The 12,119-nt window shown below is 55.6% G+C and carries 10 protein-coding genes; 5 read left to right on the plus strand and 5 right to left on the minus strand.

Going from position 1 to position 12,119, the window contains the following annotated elements:
- Window position 1 precedes the first annotated feature (1 nt).
- Window positions 2-913: a pirin family protein gene (locus tag AC2FJ5_RS18375; RefSeq protein WP_496749168.1), complete on the minus strand. Its 912-nt coding sequence runs from the start codon at window positions 911-913 to the stop codon at window positions 2-4.
- 159 nt (window positions 914-1,072) lie between these two features.
- Here AC2FJ5_RS18375 and AC2FJ5_RS18380 point away from each other — a divergent pair, with 159 nt between their 5' ends.
- The gene (locus AC2FJ5_RS18380; RefSeq protein ID WP_496794265.1) at window positions 1,073-1,543 is read left to right on the plus strand and encodes a hypothetical protein; all 471 of its coding nucleotides are present in this window, start codon (window positions 1,073-1,075) and stop codon (window positions 1,541-1,543) included.
- Window positions 1,544-1,610: 67 nt separating this feature from the next.
- Here AC2FJ5_RS18380 and AC2FJ5_RS18385 read toward each other — a convergent pair whose 3' ends face one another.
- From AC2FJ5_RS18385 to AC2FJ5_RS18395, 3 genes are read right to left on the minus strand one after another with little or no spacing between them, the layout of a single operon-like run.
- A complete protein-coding gene (locus tag AC2FJ5_RS18385) occupies window positions 1,611-2,291 on the minus strand; it encodes a TadE/TadG family type IV pilus assembly protein (protein WP_496794266.1) in 681 nt (226 codons plus the stop codon).
- A 4-nt stretch (window positions 2,292-2,295) separates the two neighbouring features.
- Window positions 2,296-2,829: a TadE/TadG family type IV pilus assembly protein gene (locus tag AC2FJ5_RS18390; protein ID WP_496690802.1), complete on the minus strand. Its 534-nt coding sequence runs from the start codon at window positions 2,827-2,829 to the stop codon at window positions 2,296-2,298.
- Entirely contained in the window at window positions 2,826-4,439 is a 1,614-nt protein-coding gene (locus AC2FJ5_RS18395; RefSeq protein ID WP_496794267.1) for a TadE/TadG family type IV pilus assembly protein, read from the minus strand. Before AC2FJ5_RS18395 ends, AC2FJ5_RS18390 begins: the two co-directional genes overlap by 4 nt.
- A 332-nt stretch (window positions 4,440-4,771) precedes the next feature.
- On the opposite strand from AC2FJ5_RS18395, the gene AC2FJ5_RS18400 reads away from it, so the two are divergent.
- The 4 genes from AC2FJ5_RS18400 (at window position 4,772) to rpoD (ending at window position 10,776) form a co-directional block, all read left to right on the plus strand.
- Window positions 4,772-6,202 (plus strand): Glu/Leu/Phe/Val family dehydrogenase, encoded by a 1,431-nt coding sequence (locus AC2FJ5_RS18400; protein ID WP_142634665.1) that lies wholly within the window; start codon window positions 4,772-4,774, stop codon window positions 6,200-6,202.
- A gap of 145 nt (window positions 6,203-6,347) precedes the next feature.
- Window positions 6,348-6,644, plus strand: coding sequence for a hypothetical protein (locus AC2FJ5_RS18405; protein WP_142634663.1), 297 nt, complete (start codon window positions 6,348-6,350; stop codon window positions 6,642-6,644).
- Window positions 6,645-6,723: 79 nt separating this feature from the next.
- A complete protein-coding gene (gene dnaG, locus AC2FJ5_RS18410; RefSeq protein WP_496709264.1) occupies window positions 6,724-8,673 on the plus strand; it encodes a DNA primase in 1,950 nt (649 codons plus the stop codon).
- A 114-nt stretch (window positions 8,674-8,787) separates the two neighbouring features.
- Complete coding sequence (gene rpoD / locus AC2FJ5_RS18415) at window positions 8,788-10,776, plus strand: RNA polymerase sigma factor RpoD (RefSeq protein WP_142634659.1); 1,989 nt, start codon at window positions 8,788-8,790, stop codon at window positions 10,774-10,776.
- Between the two features lie 194 nt (window positions 10,777-10,970).
- On the opposite strand, the gene AC2FJ5_RS18420 is transcribed toward rpoD, so the two are convergent.
- A complete protein-coding gene (locus AC2FJ5_RS18420) occupies window positions 10,971-11,948 on the minus strand; it encodes a helix-turn-helix domain-containing protein (protein WP_281994815.1) in 978 nt (325 codons plus the stop codon).
- Between the last annotated feature and the right edge of the window lie 171 nt (window positions 11,949-12,119).

Here is a 12,119-nt window from a genome sequence, read left to right on the forward strand (position 1 = left end):
GTCAATGTGCCGGCCGAATAAACGTCCCGTTGCGCAATTCGCGAAAAGCCTGTTCCAGCTCGGTCCGGGTGTTCATGACGATGGGGCCGTGCCACGCGACCGGCTCATTGATCGGTGCGCCGGAAATCAGCAGGAACCGGACACCCTCCGGACCTGCCTGAACGGTCACTTCGTCACCACTCCCAAACCGAACCAGTGTTCGGTCTCCCGACATGTCACGAATGTTCACCTCTTGGCCGCCAACTTCTTTTTCCAAAAGGACCCCCGCAGGCCGCGAGGCATCAGCAAAGGCGCCCGCGCCTTCGAATACATATGCAAATGCGCGACGGTAGGTGTCTATGGGGAAGGTCTTCTTCACGCCTGCCGGAATTTGGATGTCAAGATACTGAGGGTCGGCGGCGATGCCGTCGACTGGGCCTGTCTTGCCCCAAAACGTCCCCACGATCACACGGACAACGGTTCCGTCATCGTCCATGATTTCAGGGATCTCTTTGCGCGGCACGTCCTGATATCGCGGTGTTGTCATCTTTTGGGCCGCGGGTAGATTGCCCCACAGCTGAAACCCGTGCATTTGGCCGGTTTGGCTCCCCTTGGGCATTTCCTGATGCAGGATTCCGGACCCTGCCGTCATCCACTGCACATCACCCGCGCCAAGTGTTCCGTTATTGCCAAGTGAATCCGAATGGTCAACCGAGCCGGACAGGACATAGGTGATCGTCTCGATCCCGCGATGCGGATGCCATGGAAATCCAGCCTGATAGTCCTGCGGGCGTTCATTGCGAAAGTCGTCGAACAGCAGAAAAGGATCCAGTTCCGACGGATCCTGAAAGCCGAAAGCGCGGTGCAGTTTAACGCCTGCTCCCTCCATCGTCGGTATGGCCTTTCGGGTTTCCAAAGTCGGTCTGAGGGACATTGCTGCGCTCCTGTTGCTATGGGGAAGATGTACCGCACTGCCATGGCGGGTCAATTTGCGCTGAAACACGCAACCTGTGCGAAATTCAGCAGGTGCGTTCGCCTCTGTTGTTTGGCTGGGAAAGTGGCTAAACCCAACTGCAAAGTGGGAGAGCAGCAAATGCAACAAGAAGTTCTGGCCGTGGTCAAAGCCTCATCACCCAGGCGGTGGATGGGTGTCGGAATGTTGTCGACCGTGGGCTTTCTGGTTGTTTTCGTCGCGCTTGCCGCGCCGCCGGAGCCATCCTGGCAGGCATTCCTGTTTGTGGTAGGCGCGGCGTCCTTCTGGCTGGCCTATCGCATGTGGCAGGCAACCTCGGATTGGATCGAGCTGACTGAGACCGAACTCAGAACCGGGGCAGGGCAGCCGATCGCCGCAATAGAAGACATTGAAACCGTCGAAAGAGGCGCGTTTGCCTTCAAGCCGTCGAATGGCTTTCTGGTAACAACCCGGCAATCAGGTACAAATAGATGGGCGCCGGGGCTGTGGTGGCGCCTGGGACGCCGCGTTGGCATCGGCGGCATGACATCCGCCGCCGAAACCAAATTCATGTCCGAGATTTTGTCTGTGATGGTGGCAGAGCGCGGCTAGGTCAGATCTTAGCCGTACACTGGGTATTCGAAGGCGGGGTTGAAGGTACTAAGAGGTCAACCCTGTCCTAGTTCGTTGCGCTTTCCGCACTCGCACCGGAATCCCCTGTGCCGGGGTCCTCGATTTCACCGATCTCGCCAGACCCGTCGGGATTTTCCTCAATTTCAACAACGCCGGACACATTTGCCGCAACCTCATTGGTAAAGCGCGGGCGTGTAAAGACGAAATTTTCAAAGACATGGTTGCCTTTGAGGTAATCTACCCCATAGATCGAGTCAAAGACCGGAATGTACGCATTCGCCGTTTCAACAATGATCAGCGTGTCCTGGTTCGGCATAGGCGGCAGGTTATCACGCATGCGGTCGATATTGTCGTCGGTCCAGATGCTGTCGTAACCGCGCGCCGTTGACCATCTGACGTAATGACGATCATCCTCTTCGTCGAACACAACCAGCGACACGCGCAGATTCATCTGTGATCGGGTGTTGACCATCGCCACCAGCAGCGAATGCAATGAGGTGATATAAGTGTCCGTGATCGTGCCGGTCTCGCGAGAGATCAAATCGCCAACGGTATATGCCGCTTTCAGGTTAGATGCGCTTTGGCGGAAGCCGTCGAAATACGTGAAAGCGCCTGTGATCGTCCAAACCAGCATCGGAAAGACAAGCAAAGCCTCAACCGTGAGTACCCCACTCTCGTCTTTCGTCTTGGATTTCAGAAGATTCCGGAGCTTTGAAATGAAAAACATAGGCTTACAGAGGCTCCTGTACGAAGGCAGTTGTCGCGGTAAGTTCGATCTGGCCTGATTCATCCGACAAAATACGCCCCATCGCCGATGTAGGGAAAATCGGATCGACCTTTGCGCAGGCCCGAAGGATCATCAACTCGTTCGAAAGGCCATTTTCGAAAGCGCGAACTGGGTTCACTTCTTCAGAATTGTCAGTGCAATCCGGAACAGGCGGAAGGTTCAACCCGACAAACGCGCTTTGTTGCAGCATCTCCAGCTGCAAGTTGGTGGTACAGCGTTTGATCACTACGACGCGATCACAGATCGTATCTTTGATCTGATCATGCGTTGGGTTGGTGCCCGTGCCGAGGCGAATGTCGCGAACTGTCTGGTCCACAGCCCGCTCTAACATCGCCTGCTGCAAGGTGACCACCGAATACTCCATCGCACTCAGGATGAAGAACATGAAAGCCGGGAAGATGATCACAAACTCGACGGTGACCGCCCCATCTTCCCTGCGTTTCAGGCTTCGCAGCTTTGAAACAAGGGCTCCGATCATTGGGTCAACCGCAGTTTTCTGATCGACGACGCGATAGAAGCAAATGCGTCTTCCAGGTCCAAACCGTTCACATTGTATACATGGCTGTCCGAGCTGGCACAGTCCTTGATGGTTTTGTACCCGGCTCTGGGTGCTTCGAAGGCGATGCCATAGACAATGACGCCCTCATCTTTGGCTGCGTCACAAATATGCTTGGTGCGCTGGTTCTTGGCCGAAGTTTCAACTTTGGCATACGCTTTCGAGTACCACTCGGCCCATGCACTTGACTGCCAGTAATAGTTATATCTTGCATTCCAGGCCAACGACACACGGTTGAAAAGTTCTGGATAGGTCAGGCGAACAGCCGTACCCAATTCTTCGTTGGCTGGTGTCTCTGGATCAGGATTGCCGAACGGATGGTCCGCCCACGTGTTCTGCTGTGGCCAGAAAAAGTTCGGGCGACCCTGCGAATGGTAGACTGTGTATTCGGAGGCCTCAGCATTGTACCAGACATCCGACAAGCCCTCCCGAAGGGACGGGTTCAGCATATACTGGTCCGTGTTCTGACCATCGGTCATTACGATTACAATTTTCAAGATGTCAGAGTTATAGTCTGACGGGCGGGTCCGGAAGTGATTTGGAACGATGTTGTCGTCAGCCAGGTCGCTCACAATGCCACGAACGCTTGGGTCCAGGAAGGCCACGCCCCATTTCATGCCGACATCTATCGAGGTGTTCCCGGTTGCAGTCAACGCCTTGATCTGTTTGGTCAATGCCTCCAGATTATCGGTAACAGGCGTAATCGCACTGCCATCGCGGACCGGGCAAACCGGTGTTCTGATCGAGCCTTCGGAATAGGTGAAGGGGTCAAAATGCGCGGTGCGTTCCAGCGTGTCATCACGCTCCAGGTCTGTGTCGCTATACTGTTCCGGGATAAAGTTCACACAATGGGAGTAGTTGTGCTCTGCTGTAACGTTGGTGAATTTGCTCAGGATGGGTTCACCAGCGTTGACCTGAGTCGCGTAAGGCACGATCGAGATCGAAATGCCCGTGCGGTTCGGATCATCTGAATCCAGCATCAGCGTGACAAATTCAGTGGCCGCATCCTGCAGAAGCGCAATTTTGCTCTTCCCACCAGAACTCGAATAGTTGTTCATTGAGCCTGAGATGTCGAGAACCAGCGAGATTTCAACAGCACCAATGCTTTCGACAGCCGTGCTGGCCGCGTTCGCGGTTAAGTTCTTTACGCCAGAGAAATGCATAAAGTGGGTTTTGATGGTCGCCTCTGCGGTGGCTGATACTTTGCGTGATCCAAAGCCTTCTTCCACCACGACAGAAGTGATTTTGCCGCCCAGCCCGGCCTTCTCGAAATAGGCATCGACAATCTCACGTGCGGGCATTTTCTGATCAAGGTCAGCGGCCGCAAGAACGGCGCGGTCCAATGTCGATTGTAGATTGGCGCGGTCGCGTTCAAAATTCATTAGGTCAACGCCAGCTCCTGTCGAAGCTAAGATCACCAGGAAACCCAACAATACAAAGATTGTGAATGTACCGTCTTCGCTTTTTGCGAACCGGCGCGCGCTTAGCGCGGATTTAGTGCCGCTTTTGCTTTCGCGTAGAAACTTGGGCATTTTCATCTTGCAGACCTCGCTGAGCAGACATCCAAAGCTGCTAAGGAAAAGTTAACGTATGGAAATTAACTGCGAAACGTGGCGGGAATTGGGCGAAAAGGGCCCAGTTTTGGCTGGTTTGAGGGAAATTGAGGGATAATTCCGGACCGTTGCGCGGGGCTGTATTCGATGCGTGAACAATTCGGCGGATAATGTCTGGGTTTGGCGACTCAGCCAGAGTTCGAATATTTCCCCGTAACTTGAGATTTTATTTCTGCTTAAACATTGATCGTTTAGCAAAGGGGTGCGACAAAACGTCAGAACGCAAGTCGTTCGCCGGCACGGAGGTTTAAATGACGGCCACAAAAGAACCCAGCTTTCGAGAGAGTGTAGATCTAATGTTTAACAGGGCAGCGTCCCTGATGGATCTGCCTCCGGGCCTTGAAGAAAAGATAAGGGTCTGCAACGCCACCTATACTGTACGCTTCGGCGTCCGGCTGCGCGGTGACATACACACATTCACCGGATATCGGTCGGTGCATTCCGAACATATGGAGCCGGTGAAAGGCGGCATTCGCTTTGCCCTGGCAGTGAACCAGGACGAAGTCGAAGCGCTGGCGGCGCTGATGACCTATAAATGCGCTCTGGTCGAAACGCCGTTTGGCGGATCAAAGGGTGGGTTGTGTATCGACCCACGCCAATACGAAGAGCATGAGCTTGAACAGATCACCCGCCGGTTCGCCTATGAGTTGGCCAAGCGCGACCTGATCAACCCGTCACAGAACGTGCCAGCCCCGGATATGGGGACGGGTGAGCGTGAAATGGCGTGGATGGCGGACCAATACGCCCGGATGAATACAACTGACATCAACGCGCGCGCCTGCGTGACAGGCAAGCCGCTGAATGCTGGCGGTATTGCCGGACGGGTCGAGGCCACGGGCCGCGGCATTCAATATGCGCTGCGCGAGTTTTTCCGCCATCCTGAGGACATTCAAAAGGCAGGGCTGTCGGGCAAGTTGGACGGCAAGCGCATTATTGTTCAGGGCTTGGGGAATGTGGGATACCACGCTGCCAAGTTCCTAAGCGAGGAAGACGGCTCTCGTATCGTGGGCATCATTGAATGGGACGGAGCGCTGTATAATCCGGACGGGATCGACGTCGAGTCGGTTCGCCAATGGATTGTCAAGCATGGCGGCGTCAGCGATTATCCCGACGCCACCCATTCCGCCGAGGGAGGGGCCGTGCTGGAAGAAGAGTGCGACATCCTAATCCCGGCGGCGCTGGAAGGTGTGATCAACCTTGATAATGCCGATCGCATCAAGGCCCCGTTGATCATCGAAGCTGCAAACGGCCCGGTGACAGCTGGTGCAGATGAAGTTCTGCGCGATAGGGGCGTCGTGATCATTCCTGATATGTACGCAAATGCTGGCGGTGTGACCGTTTCGTATTTCGAATGGGTTAAGAACCTAAGCCATATCCGGTTTGGCCGCATGCAGCGTCGTCAGGAAGAGTCGCGGCACGAGCTGATCGTCAGTGAACTGGAACGGCTGGACCGCTATCTGGGCGATGCCTGGTCCATGTCTCCGAACTTCAAGGCGAAATACCTGAAAGGTGCGGATGAGCTTGAGCTGGTTCGTTCGGGGCTCGATGACACCATGCGGATTGCTTACCAGTCGATGCGTGAAGTCTGGCACAGTCGCGACGATGTCGAGGATCTGAGGACCGCGGCCTACATCGTGGCCATTGACCGTGTCTCGAAAAGCTACCGCGCTAAGGGGCTTTGACAATACTCTCTGCGGGCGGTTGGCATCTGATCCCTCGCCCGCAGGACCAAGGCGCAACAGGGCTGCGCAAGATGCAATTCGACGATGGCGCGCATCCGCGCCCGGCAGTAGACTTCAGCGACGAGAACGAATCCCGGAGACCACCATGTTGCGTATTGCCGTTGCGGCTATTTTACTGGCCACACCTCTGGCTGCTCAGGAAACAAAAGAACAAAGCTGCCAGCATCAGGCGGATGTCGTGGCGGCGATCCAGCAGGCGCGACTTGACCGCGTGAAAGAGCGCGACGTGCCGCAAGCCGTGGCCGATACAGGTCCGACTTGGCCCGCGAACTATAATGCCGCGATCCCGCTGATCACCCCTTGGGTCTATGAGCAGAAGATGCGCGATGTGCGCAAAAAGGATCTCGGCGCCACGTGGATGGAGCTGTGCCTGCAGCAGTAATCCAAACCTTGCGATTTCTTTGCGGACAAACGCGCGCCTTCCCCTTGGCGCGCGTTGCTGTTTCTGTCAGGTTTAACCCATGTCATTACCACCCGGTTTTCTGGATGAGTTGCGCACCCGGCTGAGCTTGTCTCAGGTCGTCGGGCGCAAAGTCATGTGGGACGCGCGCAAGTCCAATCAGGGCAAGGGCGACATGTGGGCTCCGTGCCCGTTCCATCACGAGAAGACAGCATCGTTCCACGTCGATGACCAAAAGGGTTTCTATTACTGCTTTGGCTGCCATGCCAAAGGGGATGCGATCAGCTTCGTGAAAGAGACCGAGAATGTCTCGTTCATCGAAGCGGTCGAAATTCTCGCGCGTGAAGCCGGAATGCCGATGCCCGAACGTGACCCCAAGGCGCAAGAGAAACAGGATCGTCGCACGCAACTGGCCGAGGTGATGGAACAGGCGGTGCAGTTCTTTCGGTTGCAGCTGAAAACAGGGGCAGGTGGGGAGGCGCGCGATTATCTGGCGCGGCGCGGCTTGAAAGTGCAGACGCTGGATCGGTGGGAAATCGGCTTTGCTCCCGACGGTTGGCAGGCGCTTTGGGATCACCTACGCGGCAAGAACGTTGCCGAAGATCTGATCCTTGGTGCGGGTCTGGCGAAACCCTCGAACAAAGGTAAAAAGCCCTATGACACGTTTCGGAACCGGATCATGTATCCGATCCGGGATCCGCGCGGGCGTTGCATTGCGTTCGGTGGCCGAGCGATGGACCCCAATGACAATGCGAAATATCTGAACTCGCCCGAAACTGAACTGTTCGACAAGGGGCGCAGCCTCTATAACCAAGGCCCCGCGCGGCAGGCTGCCGGCAAAGGGCAGCCATTGATCGTGGCCGAAGGATATATGGATGTGATCGCGCTTGCCGAGGCCGGTTTTGGCGCATCGGTGGCCCCATTGGGTACCGCAATCACCGAGCATCAGTTGCAACTGCTGTGGCGTATCTCGGACGAGCCGATCATTGCGCTGGATGGCGACACGGCGGGTTTGCGTGCTGCGATGCGGGCGGTCGATCTGGCCCTGCCGCTGCTTGAGGCAGGAAAGTCCTTGCGCTTTGCGCTGATGCCCGAGGGCAAAGACCCCGATGATCTGTTGCGGGCCGATGGTCCAACGGCAGTGCAGACGGTATTGGAAGAGGCCATGCCAATGGTCAGGCTGCTGTGGCAGCGCGAAACCGAAGGCAAGGTGTTCGACAGCCCCGAACGCAAAGCAGCTTTGGACAAGGTCTTGCGCGACAAGATCAAGCTGATCCGTGACCCGTCGATCCGGTCGCATTACGGGCAAGAGATCAAAGACCTGCGCTGGCAGCTGTTTCGCCCTCAAAGGCAGCCACAAAACCGCACCTGGCAAACACGCGGGAAATGGAAGCCCCAACCGCAACCGGCCACACCGGGCGCGCGGGCGTCATTCCTGGCATCATCCGACAATGCCGATATCCAGATGCGCGAAGCCGCCATTCTAGCCATCGCCGCATTGAACCCCCAAGTCGTGGTGCAGTTTGAGCACCAACTGGAAGAAATGGAGTGCCGTGACCAAGATCACGCGGGCCTGCGCGATGCCATTCTGCGGCACGCGATAGATGATCCTGAGAACCTCAAACAACATATTGCGGAAACTTTGGGACATCACGCCCTTGAAAACTTGCTGGCCCTTCGCCATGTCGCAGTGATCCCCTGCGTGAATAAACCGGGCGACGTTGAAAAGGCCGAAATGACATTGGCTGAGGAACTCGCCAAAATCAAAGCTCTCAGGGGTCTGGACGCAGAGATTGCCGAAGCCGCAGAGGAGCTGTCTGATCTGGACGATGAAGCGTTGACCTATCGCTTGGCGCAAGCTGCCGAAGAGCGCAACAGAACAAGCCGAAGCCAGAATGAAGACAGGGCCGTTTTCGACATCGCTGACAATGGTGCGCGAATCAACCGCGACGAGAAGGATGCGTTTAAGGCAATCATGTCAGGTATCAATTTCGAGCGAAAACGCCGGTAATGTGGTGTTTTCGTAAGGCACTGGAAAAGAAAAACAGGTAAACGGGTGGCCGAATCACTTCAACGCGCTAATGATTCGGTTCAATCGAATCACCCATCCCTGCAGGAGCATTGAATGGCCGCCAAGGATACAAACGAAGACAGCAAATCCGACGAGCAGGAACAGGAAATCTCGCTGGACATGAGCCAGACTCAGGTCAAGAAGATGATCGCCGAGGCTCGTGAGAAAGGCTACATCACCTACGACCAGCTCAATCAGGTCCTGCCGCCTGATCAGGTCAGCTCGGAACAGATCGAAGACGTTATGTCGATGCTGTCCGAGATGGGGATCAACATCATCGAAGATGAAGAGGCGGAAGAGGAAGAGAATAAAGGCTCGACCGACCTGATCACAACGGAAAGCAACCGTGAGGTCACGCTGGCCGGTGCCGCCGCCGAAAAGCTTGATCGTACCGATGACCCGGTGCGCATGTATCTGCGCGAAATGGGTTCGGTCGAACTGCTCAGCCGTGAGGGCGAGATTGCTATCGCCAAGCGGATCGAGGCTGGTCGTAATACGATGATCCTGGGGCTTTGTGAAAGCCCGCTGACCTTCCAGGCGATTACGATCTGGCATGATGAATTGCTGTCCGAAGACATTCTGCTGCGCGACGTCATTGATCTGGAGGCCACTTTCGGCAATCAGATGGACGAAGACGGCGATGTCGAAGAGCCGGTCGTCGACACTTCGACCGTGCAGGCCGCAAAGCCCGCCAAAGAAGAAGGCCCCGAGCTGGATGCCGATGGCAACCCGATTGCGACCGATGATGACGATGACGAAGACGAGCAGGCGAACATGTCGCTGGCTGCTATGGAAGCTGCTCTGAAAGATCAGGTTCTGACTACGCTCGAGCGTATTTCGACTGATTTTGCGATGCTGAGCGAAATGCAGGACAGCCGGATTTCGGCAACCCTGAACGAAGACGGCACATTCAGCGACACGGACGAAGCGACCTATCAGAAGCTGCGCGCCGAGATTGTCGAGCTGGTGAACGGCCTTCATCTGCACAACAACCGGATCGATGCTTTGATCGACCAGCTCTATGGCATCAATCGTCGGATCATGTCGCTGGACAGCTCGATGGTGAAGCTGGCGGATCAGGCCCGCATCAACCGTCGCGAATTTGTTGACGCCTATCGTGGGCGTGAACTAGACCCGAACTGGCTGGCTGAGATGGCTGAAAAGCCGGGCCGGGGCTGGCAGATGTTCATCGAACGCTCGACCTCCAAGGTCGAGGAACTGCGCAACGATATGGCTCAGGTCGGGCAATATGTTGGCCTGGACATCAGCGAATTCCGCCGCATCGTACAGCAGGTCCAGAAAGGCGAGAAAGAGGCGCGCCAGGCCAAGAAAGAAATGGTCGAAGCCAACCTGCGTCTGGTGATCTCGATCGCCAAAAAATACACGAACCGTGGTCTGCAATTCCTTGATCTTATTCAGGAAGGTAACATTGGCCTGATGAAGGCCGTAGACAAGTTCGAATACCGCCGCGGGTATAAGTTCTCGACCTATGCCACCTGGTGGATCCGTCAGGCGATCACCCGGTCCATCGCGGATCAGGCACGCACGATCCGTATCCCGGTCCATATGATCGAGACGATCAACAAGTTGGTTCGGACCGGTCGTCAGATGCTGCATGAAATCGGCCGCGAGCCGACGCCGGAAGAACTGGCCGAAAAGCTGCAGATGCCGCTGGAGAAGGTCCGCAAGGTGATGAAGATCGCCAAGGAACCGATCAGCCTGGAAACGCCGATTGGCGACGAAGAAGACAGCCAGCTTGGCGATTTCATCGAGGACAAGAATGCTGTGCTGCCGCTGGACAGTGCTATTCAGGAAAACCTCAAGGAAACGACCACGCGTGTTCTGGCCTCACTTACCCCGCGAGAAGAACGGGTTCTGCGGATGCGGTTTGGCATCGGTATGAACACTGACCACACTCTGGAAGAGGTCGGCCAACAGTTCAGCGTGACGCGCGAACGTATCCGTCAGATCGAGGCGAAGGCGTTGCGAAAACTGAAACACCCCAGCAGGTCGCGAAAGTTGCGGTCGTTCCTGGATCAGTAACCTAGAAAAGGCGCCTCGACCGAGGCGCCTTTTTCGTTTGAAACCACTGTTCACGGTGGCTTGTAGAAACATCAATTTGGCGAGAACTCACAAGAAGCCCGCTGCGCGTCTTCCTATATCCTCAATGTCCACTCATGGGACGGGCCGGGGCGAGGCTGCAAGGCTGACGACCCCCGGCTACCTCAAAGTTACGATTACGGGTCCAGGCGGCTGCGGAAAGCGCTGGGCGCGCGACCCGTCCACCGTTTGAAAGCGGTGGAAAAGGCGGGTTGGTCTGCGTAGCCAAGTGAGAATGCAATTTCAGATAGCTGCATACCGTTGGTGATGAAAGTTTGGGCCAGATCACAGCGCAGATCGTCTGCGATCTCTCGATAGCTTGACCCTTCATCCTTTAGCCGACGCGCAAATGTTCGCGGGCTCATGCCGAGATTGGCTGCTATGTCATCGGCTTGCGGAAAATTCCCCGGCATCGAACGTGTAATCAGACCCTCGACCTGCGCCCGCAATTTTTGCTTAGGCGAGGCCCGCTCTGCCAGGACGCGTTCCCCGTACTCAATCAGATGCTCACGAAGCATCGGGTCATATGTGGGCACGGGAAGATCCAGAGATGAAGGCGACAGAACAATCTCTAGGTTTTCTGCTCCAAACTCTACCGAAAATCCTGCAAGCTTTTGAAATAGGTTTCTTTTCTCTCCAACCTCGTGTTGAAAGCGAATTGCTATGGGGTGGAAGTCTGACTGCGTCAGGTTCCGCATTCGCGCCAGTGTCCCAAACATCAAAAACTCTGTGCGTCTGTGATACCGGGCAAAACTTGCGTCTTCCCAATCCGCCTCGAAGGACACAAAATTCCCGGCATGGCGCAGACTGAAGGTGATTGTGGGATCTATGATGCGAGAGAAGCGGGTTGTGTTTTCAAACACCTGTCGGAGGTCACGAGAGTACTTGCTGATATAGGCCGTAATGCTAGAGGCCGAACTGACTTTTGAACCCGCATAGGCGGCAAAAGTTATGTCGCGCATAGCGTCGCAGGCATATCTGATGAACATCGCCTCAGTTTGCGCACTGTAGACTGTAGTGGGGGGAGCGATTGCCGCTCGGCTTAGACCGCTGCGTTCCAAAAGCTGGTCTGCCAACTCTGGGCCGCCCGAACGCTCATCTACCGTTCGGGTCAAGTGTTGAATTCTGGCAATATCAAGTTCCATATCCAATTCTTAATGCTTTCGCGAAAAATTTGAACCCAGTTTGCAGGAGTGCAGGCAAACCCATCTGGCAGGTTTTCACAAGTTTCTGGCACTTTTCAGCAAGGATATAGCAGCGCAAAGGCATAGTTACCCCGTGTTGTC

This window comes from Ruegeria sp. CDSA221, assembly GCF_059611825.1.